At 70.9% G+C, this 18008-nt stretch carries 17 protein-coding genes; 7 read left to right on the top strand and 10 right to left on the bottom strand.

Annotation, left to right across the window (positions count from 1 at the left end):
- Positions 1-4 precede the first annotated feature (4 nt).
- Positions 5-1660, bottom strand: coding sequence for an ABC transporter substrate-binding protein (locus tag BLT44_RS05700; RefSeq protein ID WP_010155018.1), 1656 nt, complete (start codon positions 1658-1660; stop codon positions 5-7).
- A gap of 208 nt (positions 1661-1868) precedes the next feature.
- On the opposite strand from BLT44_RS05700, the gene BLT44_RS05695 reads away from it, so the two are divergent.
- The gene (locus BLT44_RS05695) at positions 1869-2888 is read left to right on the top strand and encodes a LacI family DNA-binding transcriptional regulator (RefSeq protein ID WP_010155019.1); all 1020 of its coding nucleotides are present in this window, start codon (positions 1869-1871) and stop codon (positions 2886-2888) included.
- A 67-nt stretch (positions 2889-2955) separates the two neighbouring features.
- Here BLT44_RS05695 and BLT44_RS05690 read toward each other — a convergent pair whose 3' ends face one another.
- The 7 genes from BLT44_RS05690 to BLT44_RS05660 all read right to left on the bottom strand — a co-directional run bounded on the left by BLT44_RS05690 (position 2956) and on the right by BLT44_RS05660 (position 10303).
- Positions 2956-3612, bottom strand: coding sequence for an FMN-binding negative transcriptional regulator (locus BLT44_RS05690; protein WP_010155020.1), 657 nt, complete (start codon positions 3610-3612; stop codon positions 2956-2958).
- A gap of 262 nt (positions 3613-3874) precedes the next feature.
- Positions 3875-4939: a C45 family autoproteolytic acyltransferase/hydrolase gene (locus BLT44_RS05685; RefSeq protein ID WP_074690002.1), complete on the bottom strand. Its 1065-nt coding sequence runs from the start codon at positions 4937-4939 to the stop codon at positions 3875-3877.
- Positions 4940-4997: 58 nt separating this feature from the next.
- Complete coding sequence (locus BLT44_RS05680; protein WP_010155022.1) at positions 4998-5864, bottom strand: ABC transporter ATP-binding protein; 867 nt, start codon at positions 5862-5864, stop codon at positions 4998-5000.
- A complete protein-coding gene (locus tag BLT44_RS05675) occupies positions 5861-6727 on the bottom strand; it encodes an ABC transporter ATP-binding protein (protein WP_010155023.1) in 867 nt (288 codons plus the stop codon). Before BLT44_RS05675 ends, BLT44_RS05680 begins: the two co-directional genes overlap by 4 nt.
- Positions 6727-7662 (bottom strand): ABC transporter permease, encoded by a 936-nt coding sequence (locus BLT44_RS05670; protein ID WP_010155025.1) that lies wholly within the window; start codon positions 7660-7662, stop codon positions 6727-6729. Before BLT44_RS05670 ends, BLT44_RS05675 begins: the two co-directional genes overlap by 1 nt.
- The gene (locus BLT44_RS05665) at positions 7659-8609 is read right to left on the bottom strand and encodes an ABC transporter permease (RefSeq protein WP_010155026.1); all 951 of its coding nucleotides are present in this window, start codon (positions 8607-8609) and stop codon (positions 7659-7661) included. Before BLT44_RS05665 ends, BLT44_RS05670 begins: the two co-directional genes overlap by 4 nt.
- A gap of 29 nt (positions 8610-8638) precedes the next feature.
- Positions 8639-10303 (bottom strand): ABC transporter substrate-binding protein, encoded by a 1665-nt coding sequence (locus tag BLT44_RS05660; RefSeq protein WP_010155027.1) that lies wholly within the window; start codon positions 10301-10303, stop codon positions 8639-8641.
- 251 nt (positions 10304-10554) lie between these two features.
- Between BLT44_RS05660 and BLT44_RS05655 the strand changes: the two genes are divergently transcribed.
- Positions 10555-11580 carry a LacI family DNA-binding transcriptional regulator gene (locus BLT44_RS05655; RefSeq protein WP_010155028.1) on the top strand — a complete coding sequence of 342 codons (1026 nt, stop codon included), beginning with the start codon at positions 10555-10557 and terminating at the stop codon, positions 11578-11580.
- Between the two features lie 266 nt (positions 11581-11846).
- Here BLT44_RS05655 and BLT44_RS05650 read toward each other — a convergent pair whose 3' ends face one another.
- Positions 11847-13061 carry an NADP-dependent isocitrate dehydrogenase gene (locus tag BLT44_RS05650; RefSeq protein ID WP_010155029.1) on the bottom strand — a complete coding sequence of 405 codons (1215 nt, stop codon included), beginning with the start codon at positions 13059-13061 and terminating at the stop codon, positions 11847-11849.
- A 263-nt stretch (positions 13062-13324) separates the two neighbouring features.
- Between BLT44_RS05650 and BLT44_RS05645 the strand changes: the two genes are divergently transcribed.
- The 5 genes from BLT44_RS05645 to BLT44_RS05625 all read left to right on the top strand — a co-directional run bounded on the left by BLT44_RS05645 (position 13325) and on the right by BLT44_RS05625 (position 16962).
- Positions 13325-14407: an ABC transporter ATP-binding protein gene (locus tag BLT44_RS05645; protein ID WP_010155032.1), complete on the top strand. Its 1083-nt coding sequence runs from the start codon at positions 13325-13327 to the stop codon at positions 14405-14407.
- Positions 14408-14575: 168 nt separating this feature from the next.
- Positions 14576-15028: a GNAT family N-acetyltransferase gene (locus BLT44_RS05640; RefSeq protein WP_010155033.1), complete on the top strand. Its 453-nt coding sequence runs from the start codon at positions 14576-14578 to the stop codon at positions 15026-15028.
- 3 nt (positions 15029-15031) lie between these two features.
- Entirely contained in the window at positions 15032-15940 is a 909-nt protein-coding gene (gene rarD, locus BLT44_RS05635) for an EamA family transporter RarD (protein WP_010155034.1), read from the top strand.
- A 19-nt stretch (positions 15941-15959) separates the two neighbouring features.
- Positions 15960-16274 carry a metal-sensitive transcriptional regulator gene (locus BLT44_RS05630; protein ID WP_010155035.1) on the top strand — a complete coding sequence of 105 codons (315 nt, stop codon included), beginning with the start codon at positions 15960-15962 and terminating at the stop codon, positions 16272-16274.
- A gap of 46 nt (positions 16275-16320) precedes the next feature.
- The gene (locus tag BLT44_RS05625) at positions 16321-16962 is read left to right on the top strand and encodes a chlorite dismutase family protein (protein ID WP_010155036.1); all 642 of its coding nucleotides are present in this window, start codon (positions 16321-16323) and stop codon (positions 16960-16962) included.
- 22 nt (positions 16963-16984) lie between these two features.
- Here the strand turns inward: BLT44_RS05625 and ccsB are convergent, their stop codons facing one another.
- Entirely contained in the window at positions 16985-17929 is a 945-nt protein-coding gene (gene ccsB / locus BLT44_RS05620) for a c-type cytochrome biogenesis protein CcsB (RefSeq protein WP_074690314.1), read from the bottom strand.
- Positions 17930-18008: the final 79 nt, after the last annotated feature.

The following is an 18008-nucleotide window of genomic DNA, read 5'->3' as shown; positions in this document are numbered from 1 at the left end:
CTCGCTACTCGCCGGAGGCCGGAGCCGCCGGGAGGCGGTACGAGGCGATGTCGCGGAAGATGTCGCCGTACCCCTCGTTGCTCTGGATCGTCGGGCTGAGCGCGGCCGAGTCGTAGCCGATGATCGAGGGCCGGTGCACGAGCGGAACGATCTCGGAGTACTCGTCGGCGCTCGCGCAGAGCTCGGCGAGCACCGTCTCGCGCTCGTCGGCGTCCGTCTCCTCGGCGCCCGCGGCGATCAGCGCGTTGAGGTCCTCGTGCACCCCGGTGAAGCCGACGTTGAAGCCCGCCTGCTCCGGGTTCCACCACTTCGTCACCATCGACGGATCGACGTAGCCGGCGAACCAGCCCAGCGACAGGTCGAAGTCGCCCGGCTGCGCCGTGAAGACGCGCGCGTTGTAGGTGGCGGTGTCGAACTGCTCGATGTTGACGGTGACGCCGATCTCGGCGAGCTGCTGCTGCACGAGCTGCGCGATCTGCCCCATCACGGGTTCGGAGGTGTACACGATCAGGTCGAGCGTGGTGCCGGCGGCGTCCGACGCCGCGATGACGTCGCGCGCCTCGTCGAGGTCGGCCTGCTCCGACGGCAGGGCGTCGACGGCGCACGCGCCGGGCAGGTTCGACGGCGTGACGCCCGTGGGCGCGGATTCGCCCGCGAACACGATGTCGGCGATGGCCTGACGGTCGATCGCCGCGTTGATGGCGAAGCGCACGTCCTGATCCTGCAGCGGCGATCCCTCGATCTGGGAGTTCACGTTGAGGTAGTAGAAGTCGCTCTGGGTCTGGTTGACCACCTGCACGTCGCCGGCGTCGGCGAGCTGCGTGAGCGCGTCGATGCTGCCGAAGTTCGCGAGCCCGGCGCTGCCCTCGCGGAGGGCCGCCTGCCGGGTGGTCTCCTGGTCGACGATCTGCAGTTCGAGGGTCTGCACGGCGAGGTCGTCGCCCCCGCGCCAATCCGGGTTGGCCGAGAACGTCCACGATTCGTCCTGGCGGTGCGCGTCGACGACGTAGGGGCCGGTGCCGAGCATGGTGGTCGCGAGGTCGACGCTGCCGTCGGCGACCTCCTGCATGGGCAGGATCGCAGCGGGAGTGTTCGCGAGCGCCGCGAGGAACGGCGCGTAGGGGCTGCTCAGCCGCACGGTGACCTGGTCGTCGCCGGTCGCCTCGATCGACTCGACGGGGCCCATCTGGCCCGACCAGACGCTCGCGCTGTCGATCTGGCGCTGCAGGCTGCCGACGACGTCGTCAGCCGTGAGCGCCCGCCCGTTCGAGAAGGTGGCGGTCGTGTCGATGGTGAAGACGTAGGTGGTGTCGTCGGGCTGCTCCCACGACGTCGCGAGCTCGGGCTGGATCTCGAAGTTCTCGTCGGTGGTGACGAGCGTCTCGTAGACGAGGCCCATGATGCTCCACGAGCGCGCCGTCTGGGCCGTCGCCGGGTCGAGGCCGTCGGCTTCGCTCGTGTCGTAGTCGAGCTGCACGGTGAGGGCGCCCTGCCCGTCGAGTGCGTCGTCTGCCACGGCGAGGAAGCCGGGGGCCGCCTCCTGCTGCTCCCCCGCGCCGGTGCCGGCCGGTGCGGCGCAGGAGCTGAGCGCACAGGCGAGGCCGAGTGCGAGTGCGGCGCCCGAGACGACCCGGGCGCGTGTGCGTGATTGTGTCAACACCGTACTGACTCCTTCGACAACTGTGGTGAGCGGGATCGCAGCGTCACGACCCCCCGGGCTCCGCGTCGGCGCGGATTGCCCTGGTGACTCAAGCTAGCTTCATAAATCGTTTTATGCAATGCTGTGATCGAATTGTCATCAAACGATGCATGCAACGGTTTATGCGCCGCACGGGCGGTACGCTCGTGTCAGGAAGCAAGGAGGGCCCGTGGCCGCGCACCGCAATGTCACCATCAAAGACGTCGCCGCCCGAGCCGGCGTCTCGATCACGGCGGTGTCGCACGCGCTGAACGACAAGGGCACCCTCGCCGAGGAGACCCGCAAGCGCATCCGCGAGATCGCGACCTCGATGGGCTACCAGGCCGACGCCCTGGCCCGCGGGCTGCGCCGATCGCGCATCGGCGTCATCGGCATCGTGCTCCGGCCCCTCGACGCGCTCGAGGACTACAGCCCGCCCGGCGTCGACTACTTCCTCCGGTTCGCCGGCGCCGCGGCGGTGAGCGCGCTCGGGCATGGACTGAGCCTCATGCAGGTCGCCGACCTCGTGAAGGGGCCGGTCACCCCGCTGGCGTTCTCCCTCGACGGCTACGTCGTCACCGACCCGGTGCGCGACGACCCGGTCGTCGACCTCCTCGAGAGCCGATCGATCCCCTACGTGACGCTCGGCCGCGACCCGGGCAAGCCGCAGGCCGCGAACTGGGTCGCCTCCGACGACGCCGCCGCCACGCGCACCGCGCTCGACCACCTCGCGGAGCACGGGGCCCGCGACGTGGCGTTCGTCGGCGGCACCGACGACAACTCCTGGAACGCGGACGCCGAGGAGGCGTACCGGCACTGGTGCGCCTCGCACGGAAGCACGCCCCGGCTCTTCCGCAGCCCCGAGCGGCTCGGGGAGGCCGGCGGGCGCGAACTGGTGCCGCGACTGCTCGACGACGGCGTGCCCGACGCGATCTACTCGCTGACCGGCCGCCACGCCGCGGGCATCCAGGAGGCGATGCGCGAGCGCGGGTACACCGCGCCGGAGCACTACCTGCTCGCGTGCGGCACGGACGCTCAGCAGACGCGCACCGCGGAGCCCCCGATCACGGCGATCGACCTGCGCCCCGAAGTGCTCGCCCGGGAGACCGTCGCGCTGCTCGCGCAGATCACGCGCGGCGAATCCCCCGACGGGCGGCGCCTCGTGGCCTCGGAGCTCATCGTGCGCCGGTCGTCGCAGCGGGAGCGCTGACGGGCGCGGGCCCTCGCAGCGGGGGCGCCGCTGCGCGCCTGCCGCGCAGCGGGATCGCCGACTCGCGTCAGCCGCGCCCCTGATGCGGGCAGGCCGGCCCGATCCGATCCATCAGCGCGGCGACGTCGGGGTGGCGGTGGTCGCCCTCGACGAGGTCGCGCCGCACGCGCCCGTGCACGTCGGCCGGCATGTCCTGGCTGAGCTTGAACATCGCCGACTCGCTCTCGATGTCGATCGTGAACGAGACGACGCCGTCGAGAATCTTCTCGAAGACGTGCCGCGATGCCGCCGGATCCCAGGGCTGCGCGCGCAGCTCCTCCAGATGGGCGACCGTCTGCTCGACCACCGCCAGATTCTCGTGCGGCTCCTCCAGCACGGTCACGCGGCCCGTGAGGTGCACCGCGGCGTAGTCGAGCGTCGGCACCGCGGGCGTGAACTCGTAGGTGCTCGGCGACACGTACGCGTGCGACGACGAGAACACGAGGAGCGCCTCGGGGTGATCCGCGAAGTGCGTCCAGTGCGCGTTGGCCCGGCCGATGTGCCCCCAGAGTCGGGTGCCGACCAGGGTGTCGCCGGGCTCGAGCCCGGGCGGGAACACGACGGGCGTGTGGGTGGCGACGGGCGCCCCGTCGGTGGAGGTCGCCACCACGGCGAAGGGGTGATCCTTCACGAACTCGGCGATGGCGCGGCCGGGCGGGGCGACGTAGCTCGGGTACGTGTGCATGGGGCTCCTCGGGTCGGGTGTATCGTCAGCCTAGGAGCGTAAAACGTTTTATGCTAGAGCCGCCCGATGCTGCGGCGCGCTTCGGTGGGGGATTCGGCTTCGGTGAGCCGGTTCGAGCGGAGTTCATCTCACCGAAGCCGAATCTCTCACGGGAGTGGGCGCCGCGGGCGCCGCGGGCGGGCGCCGCGGGCCGCGCGCCCGGCGCCGAGCGCCGGGCGCCGCGGGCGCCGGGCGCCGCGGGCGGGCGCCCGCCAGCGCCGCCTCAGACGGCGAGCACCCGCCACTCCCCCGACTCCGACGCCTCGGGCATACCGTCGAAGATGCGGATGGTGCGCGCATCGGGGTCTGAGACGATCGTCGCGAGGGTCGCCCAGCGATCGCCGTACTCCTTCGTCATGTCGGGCACGCAGGTGAGCGGCGGCTGCCCCGGCCCCGAACGCAGCAGGCGCACCAGTTCGGCAGGCGACTCGGGCAGGCCCGGCGACAACCGCTCGCGCACGAGCTCGAGCCGATCGCTCGAATCGGGCTCGTAGAGCTCCGTCTTCTGCTGCGCGTGCGGCTCCGCGTGCTGGAAGTGGTTGGTGCGCTGCACCGACCCGTCGACCTCGGCGATCTCGTAGACGCCCACGGGGCTGATCTCGAGGGAGACGGCACGGTTCGCGTCGAGCATCGTGAAGGCGGAGGACGAGGCGATCGGGGCGGCCCGCACCAGTGCGACCGCCTCGTCGACCGACGCGCACTCCGACAGCACCGCGCTCGAGAGCAGGTGCATCGGCACGCCGTCGGGCCCGTCGCTCGCGTGCCCCAGGATGTTGAAGTGCAGCGCCAGGCCGGCCTCGTTCACGCCGATCTTCGAGAGGATGCCCTGCTCGGTGAGGCCCGCGTAGCGGAGGCCGTGCCCGGTCACCGTGTGCGTGTGCCAGTACGCGTCGAGTTCGACGTGCCAGTCCCAGGTCTGCACCCCGAACCGGTGCGCGCCGACACGTGCGGTCACCGTCGAGCACTCGCTCGCACTCCGCGTGCCGAGCGCGATCAGCTCCGTGCGCGCGTTCAGCGCCACGACCTGCTCGAACGGCACGCCCGCGCCCTCGGCCACGCCCCTGAGCTGCTCGATCAGCTCGGGCCGCCACGGGTCGACCGCCGCGACGACGCGGGCGACCCCGTCGAGCTCCATCGCCTCGGTCACTCCGAGGATGCGGAACAGCTCGGCGTACTTCGCGTACGCCGTGGGCAGCGTGCCGCGGAGCGCAGCGCCGCGGCTCACCCCGAGCGCGCGGGCGTTCGCGCCGGTGACGTCGAGGTGGAGGCGTTCGGTCTGTGCAGTCATGCAGGGGTGCTTTCTGTGAGTGGCGGGCGGGCGCCCGCCGGGTGGGGAGCGGAGCGGGTCACGCGGACGGGCCCGCGGCGAGCGCGTCGCGCAGGCCGCGCCGGGGCTTCCACCCGGGCCGCGGGGCAGAGGCGAGGAGGAGCCGCGTGTACGGATCCCTCGGCCGATCGAGGATGTCGGAGACGCTGCCGCGCTCGATGATGCGGCCCGAGCGCATCACCACGACGTCGTCGGCGATGTCGCGCACCACCGAGAGATCGTGGGTGATGAACAGGTACGACAGGCCGTGCTCGGCGCGCAGCCGCTTCAGCAGGGCGAGCACCTGCGCCTGCACCGACACGTCGAGCGCCGAGACCGCCTCGTCGAGCACGATCACCCGCGGCTCCGCGGCGAGCGCGCGTGCGATGGCGACGCGCTGCTTCTGCCCGCCCGAGAGCGCCTCGGGCTTGGCGTCGGCGTGGCGCTCGGTGAGCCCCACCTCCGCGAACAGCTCGAGGGTGCGCGCCCGCCGCCCGGCGCGATCGAGGTCGGGGCGGTGCGCGAGGAGCATCTCGTTGATCGTCGCCGAGACCGGCAGCGAACGGTTGAGCGAGCCCTGCGGATCCTGGAAGACCATCTGCACGAGCTTCGCGCGCTCGTGCAGCGCCCGCCTCGAGGTGGTGGGGCGCACGGGGGTTCCGGCGATCCGCACCGTGCCCGCGTCGGCGGTCTCGAGGCCGACGATCACGCGGGCCAGCGTGGATTTGCCCGACCCCGACTCGCCGACGACTGCGAGGCAGGTGCCCGGCCGCAGTGCGCACGACACGTCGTCGAGCGCGGTGACGCGCGCCGAGCGGCTCAGGTGGAAGGTGCGGTCGAGGTGCTCGACCTCGATCATCGGCTCGGCGCCGCCGTGCGGGGCGGCGTCGCGGGGCGTCGTGGTCATGCGCGGTCCTCCGTGTTCGCGTGGGCGTCGCCGCCGAGCGCCGGCGTGTTCGCGCCGAGCGCCGGCTCGGAGCGCCCCTCGGGGTAGAGCTGGGGGCGAGCCGACATGAGCGCCCGCGTGTACTCGGTCTTCGGCCGATCCCGAATCTCCTCGGGCGTGCCGATCTCGAGGATCTCGCCGTCCTTCATGACGGCGAGGCGATCGCAGACCGCGGCCGCGAGATCGAGGTCGTGGGTGACGTAGATCATCGAGAGCCCGTGCTCGCGCCGCTTCTCGTCGAGGATCGCCACGACCTCGGCCTGCGTGGTGACGTCGAGGGCCGTGGTCGGCTCGTCGGCGAGCAGCAGCTTCGGCTCGCCCGACATCGCCCCCGCGATGACGACGCGCTGCAGCATGCCGCCCGAGAGCTGGTGGGGGTACGAGCGCAGCACGCGCTCGGTATCGGTGATGCCGACCTGGCGCAGCAGATCTGCCGCCCGGGTGCGCGCCTCGCCCGCCGGGAGCGAGCGGGCATCGCTCATGCCCTCGACGAGGAAGCGCCCGACCGGCAGCACGGGGTTCAGCGACCCGTGCGGGTTCTGCGCGATGAGGGCGAGGTCGTTCGCGCGGATGCGGCGGAGCTCCTCCCCGCCGGCGCTCAGGAGATCGGTGCCGTCGAGCGCGATGGACCCCGTGACGCGGGCGCCCGACGGCTCGATGCCGAGGATGCACTTCAGGGTCATCGACTTGCCCGAGCCCGACTCGCCGACGAGCCCGAGCGATTCGCCGGCGCCGAGCGCGAACGAGTTGCCGTGCAGGATCTCGGTGGACTGCCCCGTGTCGGGGTCGGTGACGGTGAGAACGAGGGAATCGACGTGCAGCATCAGCGGATCCTTCCTGCGGCGCGGCGACCGCCGAGTTGCTCGCCGACGTAGCCGAACGCGGCGACGGTGATCACGATGGCGAGGCCCGCGAAGATGCTCTGCTCCCAGTACCCCTGCTGCAGCGACGCCTGGCCGTTCGAGACCATGAGGCCCCAGTCGGGCGTCGGCGGCTGCACCCCGAGGCCGAGGAACGAGAGCGCCGCGAGCTCGATCATCGCGTAGCCGAAGTTGATGGTCATGCCCGTCAGAATCTGCGTGCGCACGTTCGGCAGGATGTGCCGCACGGTGATGAGGAACCCCGAGATGCCCTGCAGGCGGGCCGAGGCGACGTAGGGCAGATTCCGCTCCCGGAGGGCGACGGAGCGGATCACGCGCGCCGAGTACGGCACGAAGCCGATCGCGAGCGCGAGCGACGCGGTGAGCATCGACGGCCCGAAGATCGCGACCGCGAGGATCGCGAGCAGCATGTTCGGAAAGGCGAAGAGGATGTCGAGCACGCGGCTGATGAGGGCGTCGACGCGACCGCCGAACCAGACGGCGGTGAGGGCGAGCAGGGTCGCGAGCACCGCGGTGACCACTGCGACGATCGCCGGGCCGATGAGGCTCGTGCGCGCACCCCAGATGATGCGGGAGAAGATGTCGCGGCCCGACTGGTCGGTGCCCATCAGGTGCGCGAGGCTCCACGCCTCGTGCCGCGCGGTGACGGCGCCCGCGTACGGGTCGTACGGGGCGATGACGGGGGCGAGGATCGCCATGAGCACGACCAGCGCGATCACGACGAGGCTGCCCACGCCGACCGGCCCAAGCCGGCGGGCGAGGAGGCGCCAGCCCGAGACGGGCACGTCGTTCCGGTGCTTGCGCAGCAGCTGGACGGCGATGGTGTTCTGCGCGCGGGTGCCGGTGCCCGGTTCGCGCGCGGGCTTCTGGGTGGTCATCGTGCCGCCACTCCCTTGCTGAGTCGGACGCGGGGATCGATCACGGAGTACAGCAGATCGACGATCAGGTTGACGATGCCGAACGCCAGCACCATGACCAGCGCGATCGCCTGCACGACCGCGAAGTCCTTCTTCTGCACCGAGTTCACGAGCAGGGAGCCGATGCCGTCGAGCGTGAACGCGTACTCGATCACGAAGGCGCTCGCGAGCAGCCCGGCGACCTGCGTGCCGATCACGGTCGTCACCGGCAGCATGGAGTTGCGGATCGTGTGCCGCCACAGCACGAGCTGCTTCGGCACGCCGCGCGCGATCGCCATGACCACGTGCTCCGACCCCTGCTCCTCGCGCACCGCGGTGCGCGTGATCCGCGCCACCACCGCGATGCCGGGGAACGCGAGCGCGATCGCGGGCAGGGTGAGGTGCCAGAGCCGGTCGAGGAACCCCTGCCCCGATCCCGACACCGGGAACCATCCGAGGTTCGAGCCGAAGATGAACATGAGCACCAGCGCCGCGAAGAACGTGGGCACCGCGAACCCGAGGTTCGAGCCGAACACGACGATCTTCTCGAAGACGCCCGATCGGGTCGCGGCGAGCACGCCGAGCCCGATCCCGAACACGACGATCAGCAGCGCGGCGAAGCCGGCGAGGTACAGGGTGGTCGGAATGCGCGCCGCGACGAGGGTCGTGACGTCCTGCTGGGTGATCAGCGACCGGCCCAGGTCGCCCTGGAGCACGTCGATCAGCCAGTGCCAGTACCTGATGAGGAAGGGATCGTCCAGACCGTACTGCGCCCGGATCGCGGCGAGCACCTCGGGGCTCACCGTGCGCCCCTGCACCAGGAACTGCTCGGGGCTGCCCGGGGCCAGGTACATCCCCGAGAACACGATGAAGCTGGAGACGACGAGCACCGCGACGAGCGCTCCGAGCCGTTTGCCTACGTAGATCATGGACGATCCCTTCCTGCGGAGAGCTCCGCTCAGGCTGCCGCGCCGAGGTCGGCGGCCCAGGGGTAGTAGAGGTACACGAAGGAGGCGGGGGCGCCCGTGATGCTCTCGTCCATGTACATGCGCACCGCGAGGTCGTTGATCGGCACCCACGGCTGCTGCTGCATGATGAGCGCCTCGGCCTCCACCGTCAGCTTCGCCCGCTCGGTGTCGTCGCTCTCGCCGATGGCTGCGTCGAGCGCCGCATCCACTGCGGGATCGGAGAAGCCGGAGTAGTTCTGGTCGCTCCCGGTCTTGGCGACGCTGATGAGGTGCAGCAGCGGATCGGGCGCGCTGAGGTAGTTGGTCGTGACGAACCCGTCGAAGCCGGCCCGCGCCTGCGGGTCGGAGAAGAACGCGCCGAACTGGGCGCTCGGCACGCCGGTCGGCTCGAGCGTGATCCCGAGCTCCTTCGCCCCGTTCGCCATCTCGTTCAAGATGTCGGCGTAGAAGCTGCGCTCACTCGGGTACGCGATCTTGATGGGCTGCGACAGGTCGACCTCGGCCTCCTCGAGCTCGGCCTTGGCCGCCTCGATGTCGAAGCTCAGATCGGGCAGCTGCTCATCGCGCAGCTCGGCCACGCCGGGCGCCGACTCCTCGACGGCGTCCCACGGCGACTGCGGAACGATCGAGCGGGCCGGGGTGCCCGTGCCCTCGTAGACCGTGTCGGCGATCGCCTGGCGATCCGTGGCCCGCGTCAGCGCGCGCCGCACGGCCGGGTCGCCGAACACGCCCTCGCCCGTCGAGATGATCGCCATGTTCTGCATGCCCTGCCCCACGTACAGCTCGCCGCTCTCGCTCGTCTCGAGCTGGCCGAGCGCCGGCAGCGGCACGTCGTAGGAGCCCTGGATCTCGCCGGTGCCGAGTCCGTTCGCGATCGCGGTGGGATCGACGACGAATCCGATCTTCACCTCGCGGGCCATCGCCCGCCCCTCCTCGTCCCAGTAGTCGTCGTTGCGCTCGAGCGTGATCGCCTGGCCCTGCTGCCAATCGCCGGGCGTGAACTTCAGGGGGCCGGTGCACATGACGCCGGTCTCGGGGTTGCCGTAGTTCTCGCCCGCCGCCTCGCGCTGCGCCTGCTGCACCACGACGCCGATGATCGTGCTGAGCGACGACGGCAGCGTGTAGTCGGCCGTCTCGAGCGTGATGGTCACCTCGTGCTCGCCGGTCGCCTCGACGCCCGCGATGTTCGCGACGACGCCGCCGCCCCAGTAGCTGCCCTCGGCGGGGTCGAGGTGGCGGTTGATCGAGTAGACGACGTCGTCGACGGTCATCGGGGTGCCGTCCCAGAACGTCACGTCGTCGCGGATGCCGAAGACCCAGGTCTTGCCGTCGTCGGTGTTCGCTTCGGTGGCGAGGTTGGGCTGCACCGAGAAGTCGGGCTGCATCTCGAAGAGCGGCTCGCAGAGGTTCGAGACGATCGTGTTCTCGGGGTAGTTGAAGGCCTTCACCGGGTCGAGGCTGGCGAGCTCGCCGTAGGTCGAGTTCCAGGTGACGGTCTCCGCCTCGGCGGTGGCCTCGGGCGTGGTCTGCAGCAGCTCGCCGCCCGCCGACGGCGACCCGGCGTCGCCTCCGCGGCTTCCCGTGGCGCAACCTGCGAGAGCGAGGCCGCCCATGGCGAGCAGGGCGATCGACGCCCGAATCGGTGCGAATTTCACGTTGTTCTCCTTCGAAGTTTCATCGTTGAAGCTCCTCATCCCGGTGAGCGCCGGGCGAAGACCCACCGGCGATGCTAGCACCCAAAACGGTTTGTGAAAAACGGTTTGGGTATCACGATTCGGTGACGTTCGCCCGGTCGCGGTCGCGGGATCGGCCTCGCCCCCGCGCCGGCCCCGGGTTCACCGGCCCCGACTCCCCGCACCGGGCCGGCCGCCCCGGGCGCCCAGCGCGAACCGGCTATCCTGACCAGGTGCAACCGACCGGGCGACCGACCATCAAAGACGTAGCGAAAGCCGCGGGCGTCTCGCCGACCACGGTCTCGCACGCCCTGAACGGCAAGGGCGTCGTGCGGCAGGAGACCGCCGACCGTATCGCGCAGGTCGCCGCCCGCATCGGCTACCGCCCGAGCCCCATCGCGCAGGGGCTGCAGAGCTCGCGCCTCGGCCTGCTCGCCCTCGTGATCCGCCCGCTGCGCTCGCTCGACACCTTCCTCCCCGAGGGCGTCGACTACTTCCTCCGCATGGCGGGCGCCGCCTCGCTCGCCGCCATGGAGCGCGGCTACAGCATGATGCTCGTCGACGACCCCACCCGGCCCGGCGCGCCCATGAGCGCCACCGCGGCCGACGCCTACATCGTGTCGGAGCCCTTCGCGAACGACCCGGTGCTCACCATGCTCTCCGAGCGCCACATCCCGTTCGTGTCGGTCGGCTCCGACCCCGCCCGGCCGGGGCAGTTCGTCGAGCTCGCGACCCGCGACTGGGAGGAGACGGTGCTCGCGCTCGACCATCTCGCCGGGGCCGGCGCCGAGCGCGTCGCCCTGCTCACCGGCACCGACCAGAACGCGTGGAACCGTGAATCCGAGGCCGCCTACCGCGACTGGTGCGCGCGCCGCGGGCAGGAGCCCGACATCGCCGCGTTCCCCGAGACCGACGGCGAGCGCATCGGGCCGGCCGCCATCGAGCGCTTCTTCGGCTCGCCCGAGGCCACGCGCCCCGACGGCCTCTTCTGCCTGACCGGCCGCCACGCCGCAGGCCTCAACGCCGCCGCCCGCGAGCACGGCATCCGGGTGCCCGACGACCTGCTGCTCGCCGCCGGCTCGGGAGCCCTGCAGAACCGCATCTCCCACCCCAGCGTCACCACGCTCGACCTCCACCCCGAGGGCATCGCCGCCCGCGCCGTCGAGGTCGCCGTGCAGCTCGCCGAGGGCGCCGAGCTCACGGTGCCGCTCGAGGTGCCGCGCGCCACCCTCGACATCCGCGAGTCCACCACCCGCTGAGGCCCCACCGCCGTCGGTGAGAGATTCGGCTTCGGTGAGACCTTCCGCCCCGGGCGCCGCCCACCGACGCCGAATCCCTCACCGACGCACACCCCGACCAGCCACGGGCTGCGCCAACCGCCGACACCACCCCACACACCGACACCCGCGCCGACGCGCACCGACACCCGTACCGCCACTCGCCGGCGCGAACGCCGCCCGCACCGCGCACACGAAAACGGGGACCGGCGCCGAAGCACCGGTCCCCGTTTCACGGGCGCGACGTCTCAGCCGAGACGCGCGGCGAGGTTCTCATCGATCGAGGCGAGGAACTCCTCGGTCGTCTGGTAGCCCTGCTCCGGGCCGACCAGCAGCGCGAGATCCTTGGTCATCTTGCCCGACTCGACGGTCTTGATGACGACGTCCTCGAGCGTCTCCGAGAAGTCGATCAGCTCCTGGTTCTGATCGAGCTTGCCGCGGTGCGCGAGGCCCCGCGTCCAGGCGAAGATCGACGCGATCGGGTTCGTCGACGTGGGCTTGCCCTGCTGGTGCTGGCGGTAGTGGCGCGTCACGGTGCCGTGCGCGGCCTCGGCCTCGACGGTCTGGCCGTCGGGCGTCATCAGCACGGAGGTCATGAGGCCCAGCGAGCCGAAGCCCTGCGCCACGGTGTCGGACTGCACGTCGCCGTCGTAGTTCTTGCAGGCCCAGACGTAGCCGCCCTCCCACTTCATCGCCGACGCGACCATGTCGTCGATCAGGCGGTGCTCGTAGGTCAGGCCGCGCTCTTCGAACTGCTCCTTGAACTCGGCGTCGAAGACCTCCTGGAAGATGTCCTTGAACTGGCCGTCGTACGCCTTCAGGATGGTGTTCTTCGTCGACAGGTACACGGGGTAGTCGCGCGACAGGCCGTACTTGAACGAGGCGCGCGCGAAGTCGCGGATCGAGTCGTTGAAGTTGTACTGGCCCTGGATCACGCCGCCGTTCTCGGGCAGCGTGACGACCTCGAACTGCTGCGGCTCGGAGCCGTCGGCGGGCTCGTACGTGAGCGTGACCTTGCCGGCGCCGGCCTTGAAGTCGGTCGCCTTGTACTGGTCGCCGTGCGCGTGGCGGCCGATGATGATCGGCTTGTTCCAGCCGGGCACGAGGCGGGGGATGTTCGAGATGATGATGGGCTCGCGGAAGACGACGCCGCCGAGGATGTTGCGGATGGTGCCGTTGGGGCTGCGCCACATCTTCTTGAGGCCGAACTCTTCGACGCGCGCCTCGTCGGGCGTGATCGTGGCGCACTTCACGCCGACGCCGTGCTTCTTGATGGCGTTCGCGGCGTCGACCGTCACCTGATCGTCGGTGGCGTCGCGGTGCTCCATGCCGAGGTCGTAGTACTCGAGGGTCACGTCGAGGTAGGGGTGGATGAGGCGGTCCTTGATGAACTGCCAGATGATGCGGGTCATCTCGTCGCCGTCGAGTTCGACGACCGTGCCTGCAACCTTGATCTTCTCCAACGCATCTCCCGTTGTTCGTCGTTTATCGGCCGCGAACCATCCTACCCGAGTCCGTCTGGGTATCTCGACATCGAGATATTTCTCCGCATCGCGGCGCGCGGCGGGCGGGGCCCGGGGGATCGCACTGACCGCGATCCGACCGTAGCGCCGCCGGCCCGCGCTCCCTTATGGTGGGATCACCCGAACCGGGTACCGACGGCGATGCAGCCGTCTTCCACTGCAACGGATCGTCCGGCACGTGCCTGCCGGCAGAGGAGTACATCATGGCAACAGTCACATTCGACAGCGTCTCCCGCGTCTACCCGGGAGCATCGCGCCCCTCGGTCGACGCGCTCGACCTCGACATCGGCGACGGGGAGTTCCTCGTGCTCGTCGGCCCATCGGGCTGCGGCAAGTCGACCACGCTCCGCATGCTCGCGGGCCTGGAGGAGATCGACGGCGGCCGCGTGCTCATCGGCGACCGCGACGTCACCGATGTGCCCCCGAAGGATCGCGACATCGCGATGGTCTTCCAGAACTACGCGCTGTACCCGCACATGACGGTCGCCGACAACATGGGCTTCGCGCTCAAGATCGCGGGTGTGAGCAAGGCGGAGCGCGACGAGCGCGTGCGGGAGGCGGCGCGCATGCTCGACCTCGAGGAGTTCCTCGACCGCAAGCCGAAGGCCCTCTCGGGCGGCCAGCGGCAGCGCGTCGCGATGGGGCGCGCGATCGTGCGCCAGCCCCAGGTCTTCCTCATGGACGAGCCGCTGTCGAACCTGGACGCGAAGCTGCGCGTGCAGACCCGCACGCAGATCGCCTCGCTGCAGCGCCGGCTCGGGGTGACCACCGTCTACGTGACGCACGATCAGACCGAGGCGCTCACGATGGGCGACCGCATCGCGGTGCTCAAGGAGGGCGTGCTGCAGCAGATCGGCACGCCGCGCGACCTGTACGAGACCCCGAAGAACGTGTTCGTCGCCGGCTTCATCGGGTCGCCCGCGATGAATCTGCTCCCGGCGACCGTTGCGGGCGATGCGGCGCGATCTGGATCGCTCGAGGTGCCCCTCCCGGCCGCCGTCCGCAGTGCGGCGCGGAGCGGCGCGGTCACCGTCGGCGTGCGCCCCGAAGACCTGCACGTCGTCACCGATGGCGGCGCGGGGATGAGCGTCGAGGTCGATCTCGTCGAGGAGCTCGGCGCCGACGGCTACCTCTACGGGCACGCGGATGTCGACGGCGTGCGCACCGACGTGGTCTCCCGCGTCGACGGTCGTGTGCACCCGGAGGCGGGCGACGTCGTCACGCTCGCTCCCGATCCGGCCCGCGTGCACGTCTTCGACGCCGAGTCGGGAGCCCGCCTCTCCTGACGCCGGCGGATGCGGGGGCCGGGCAGCGCGACCGCTGCGCGGCCCCCGCATCCGCTGCGCGACCCCCGCATCCGCACCGCATCCCCACCGCATCCGCCGGGTCTGCGCGACGCCGAATATCCTGCACGCGATCCTTGCGCGAACCGCGCGAGGCGCTAGCCTGGGAGCATGAGCGACCTGAGACTCGAAGAGCTTTCCGCAGCGACCATCGTCGCGGTGAATACGCTGGGCTTGAAGCGGGGCCAGGAGCAGTTCATCACCCCCGTCTCGTACGCCGCAGCGGCCGCCGTCACGCCCGCGCACACGGCCTGGCAGCGCGTCGTGCTGCGCGGCGACGAGGTCGTCGGGTTCATCCACGGCAACTTCGATCCCGACGCCTCGCAGGAGGAGTTCAAGGCGGCGCTCTGGCGCATCAACGTCGACGCCGAGGAGCAGGGGACGGGCGTCGGCACCTTCGCCGTCAACGCGCTCATCGACGAGGCCCGCCGCCGCGGGTTCGACCGCGTCACGGTGCTCTGGGAGCGCGGCGAGGACGGCCCGGAGGGCTTCTTCCTGCACATCGGCTTCGCCCCGATCGGCGAGACGCCGTACGGCGAGGTCATCGGCGCAATCGACCTGTAAGGGGTGACCGGCTCCCCGAGCCGCGAATCACGAGGGGCGATCGTCTCGGTCGCCTCTTCAGTGCTGTTCGCCGGCATCTACTTCGTCACGCCCCTGCTCGCGCCCGCGCCGGCCGAGGCGATCTGGGCGCTGCGCACGCTCTGCGCGATCCCGATCGTCGCGCTGGCGCTGCTCGCCGCCCGCCAGTGGTACCTCGTCGCCGAGCTGCGGCACCGCGTGCGCCGCGCCCCGCTGCTCGGCCTCGGCGTCGCGGCGTGCGGGGCGCTGATCGCGGTGCAGCTGTGGGTGTTCACCTGGGCACCCCTCCACGGCCGCGGGCTGCAGGTCGCCCTCGGGTACTTCCTGCTCCCCCTGATGCTGGTGCTCGTCGGCAAGTTCGTCTACCGGGATCGCCTGCTCTGGTGGCAGTGGACGGCTGCGGGCATCGCCGCGGTCGGCGTCGGGTTCGAGCTCGTGCGCGCCGGCGGCGTCTCCTGGGAGACCCTGCTCGTCGCCGTCGGCTACCCCGTCTACTTCGTGCTGCGCCGCACCCTCGGCTTCGCCCACCTCGGCGGAATGTTCTGGGAGTTCGTCGCGATGAGCCCCATCGCCGCGGTGCTGCTCGTCCGGGAGCTCGCAGTGGGCGACGCGCTCGCCGCGAACCCGAGTCTGGGGTGGCTGGGCCCGGTCTTCGGCGTCGGCACCGGCGTCGCGCTCGTCTGCTACATCCTCGCCTCGCGCCTGCTCACGATCAGCGTGTTCGGGCTGCTCGGCTACCTCGAGCCCGCCCTCCTCGTCGTCGCATCGATGCTCAACGGCGAGCGGATCCCCCCGGCCGAGTACCCCCTCTACCTCGCGATCTGGCTGGCCGTGCTCGTGCTCATCGGCGGCGGCGTCGCCGGCCTGCTGCGCCGTCGGCGCGCGGACGGCTGAGCCCGGGTACAGTTCTCGCATGAGCGAAGTCACGGATGCCGCCGGTGCGGAGCACGCGCACGGCTACATCGAGCACAAGGACGCACTGCTGAAGCGCCTCCGCCGCGCCGAGGGCCAGGTGCGCGGCGTGCAGCGGATGGTGCAGGAGGACGAGTACTGCATCGACATCCTCACCCAGGTGTCGGCGGCCACGAAGGCTCTCGAGCGGGTTGCGCTTAAGCTGCTCGACGACCACCTGCGCCACTGCGTGGCCTCGGCCGCCGCAGAGGGCGGCGCCGTCGCCGCGGAGAAGCTGCACGAGGCGTCGGCCGCGATCGCACGGCTCGTGCGCTGACGGCGACCCCCTTGCATCGCCCGGCGCGGCCCACCACGATGGAGGCATGAGCGCACCCGAAATCGACCCCGCGACCATTCCCTCGGAAGCCCTGGAGAGCGGGGTGCCCGAGCAGACGTTCTCGCTGTTCGCCGCCTTCCGCGTCAGCTCCTCGCACCCCGTCGTGCTCGACGGTCGCGACGTTCCCGGCTCCGTGCGCGAGCTCGAGGACGTCTCCCGCGAGATCGAGGACGAGGGCGTCGTCGTGCGCGGCTGGTACGACGCGAGCGGCGTGCGCTCCGATGCCGACGTACTCGTGTGGCTGCAGGGGGCCGCGCCCGAGGATCTGCAGTGGTCGCTGCGCCAGCTGCGGCGCACGGCGATCGTGCAGCCGCTCATCCGCACCTGGAGCGCGCTCGGTCTCGTGGTCGACGCTCCGGAGGCCGGCGAGGCGCCGAAGCAGTGGCTGGCCGTGCGCGGCTCGGCCGAGCGGCCGGGCTTCGCGAACACGGCGAGCGCCGTGTCGGTGCAGGCGGCGGCGTCGTGCGGCATCGGCGACGCCGACTGGATCGTGACGCACGAGGCCGACGCCCTCGCGTCGATCATCGATCACCTGCGCGACGCGGGCGGCACGGGCGCCGACGCGACGGGCGGCGGGATCGCGGGCCGTCTCATCGACCCGGCCGAGATGATCGAGGTGCTGCAGTAGCCGAGGCGCGCCCCGCGGCGGCCTACAGGCCGGAGTAGGCGTGCAGCCCCTTGAAGAACACGTTGACGATGGTGAAGTTGAAGATGACCGCCGTGTAGGCGATGATCGACAGCCACGCCGATCGCGTGCCGCGCCAGCCGCGCGTCGCCCGGGCGTGGATGTACCCGGCGTAGAGCACCCAGATGACGAAGGTCCACACCTCCTTCGTGTCCCAGCCCCAGTAGCGGCTCCACGCGGCCTCGGCCCAGATCGATCCGGCGATGAGCGTGAACGTCCAGAACACGAAGCCGATGATCGCGAGCCGGTAGGCGAGATCCTCGAGCCGCACGGCGGCGGGGAACGTCGACAGGAAGCGCATCGTGGGCGTGCCGCCCTGCGCGTCGCGCGCCTCGCGCCGCGTCTGCATCAGCTGCAGCACGGAGAGGCCGAACGAGAGGGTCAGGAATCCGACCGCCAGCACGGCGACGAGAATGTGGATGACCAGCCAGTAGGAGTCGAGCGCCGGCTGCAGCGGCACGATCGCCACGTAGAAGTTCACCTTCGTGACGCCGAGGAACAGAATGGTGAGCCCGGTGATGAGCGCGCCGAGGAAGCGCAGGTCGACGAAGAACTGCACGACGAGGAAGATGAGCACGATCGCGCAGGTCGCCGTGAGGGCGAACTCGTACATGTTGGCCCACGGCACGCGCTCGGCGCCGATGCCGCGCAGCACCGTGGCGCCGAGGTGCAGCAGGAATCCGAGCACGGTGAGGGAGAAGCCGATGCGCAGCGATCGGGATCGCCGCGGCTTCACCGCGGACGCCGCGACCCGGCTCGGCGGCGCCTGGCGCACGAGGGTGGCAACGCCGCCCCCCGCGGCCGCGGACTGCGCCTCCGCGGCGGGGGCGCGCTCGGCCGCGGCGGCGTCGCCGCTGCGGTTCGCGAGATCCACCGCGTAGAACACGAAGGCGATGGCGTAGACGATCATCGCCGAGTACAGGGCGATGGTCGAATAGTTTTCCAGATCCGTCAGCAGCACAGTCCCCTAGAGTAGCCGCTCCCCCTGA

It is taken from the genome of Leucobacter chromiiresistens, assembly GCF_900102345.1.
GTDB lineage: Bacteria > Actinomycetota > Actinomycetes > Actinomycetales > Microbacteriaceae > Leucobacter > Leucobacter chromiiresistens.
Note: the sequence above shows the minus strand (reverse complement) of the source record. Positions and strands in the feature narration are given on the sequence as shown.

Coding starts and splice junctions, on each gene's coding strand:
- BLT44_RS05690 (WP_010155020.1), bottom strand. CDS start 3,612: ATGCACACGTACCCGAGCTACGTCGCCCCGCCCGGCCGCGCCATCGCC.
- BLT44_RS05685 (WP_074690002.1), bottom strand. CDS start 4,939: ATGACTGCACAGACCGAACGCCTCCACCTCGACGTCACCGGCGCGAAC.
- BLT44_RS05680 (WP_010155022.1), bottom strand. CDS start 5,864: ATGACCACGACGCCCCGCGACGCCGCCCCGCACGGCGGCGCCGAGCCG.
- BLT44_RS05675 (WP_010155023.1), bottom strand. CDS start 6,727: ATGCTGCACGTCGATTCCCTCGTTCTCACCGTCACCGACCCCGACACG.
- BLT44_RS05670 (WP_010155025.1), bottom strand. CDS start 7,662: ATGACCACCCAGAAGCCCGCGCGCGAACCGGGCACCGGCACCCGCGCG.
- BLT44_RS05665 (WP_010155026.1), bottom strand. CDS start 8,609: ATGATCTACGTAGGCAAACGGCTCGGAGCGCTCGTCGCGGTGCTCGTC.
- BLT44_RS05645 (WP_010155032.1), top strand. CDS start 13,325: ATGGCAACAGTCACATTCGACAGCGTCTCCCGCGTCTACCCGGGAGCA.
- BLT44_RS05640 (WP_010155033.1), top strand. CDS start 14,576: ATGAGCGACCTGAGACTCGAAGAGCTTTCCGCAGCGACCATCGTCGCG.
- BLT44_RS05630 (WP_010155035.1), top strand. CDS start 15,960: ATGAGCGAAGTCACGGATGCCGCCGGTGCGGAGCACGCGCACGGCTAC.
- BLT44_RS05625 (WP_010155036.1), top strand. CDS start 16,321: ATGAGCGCACCCGAAATCGACCCCGCGACCATTCCCTCGGAAGCCCTG.
- ccsB (WP_074690314.1), bottom strand. CDS start 17,929: ATGATCGTCTACGCCATCGCCTTCGTGTTCTACGCGGTGGATCTCGCG.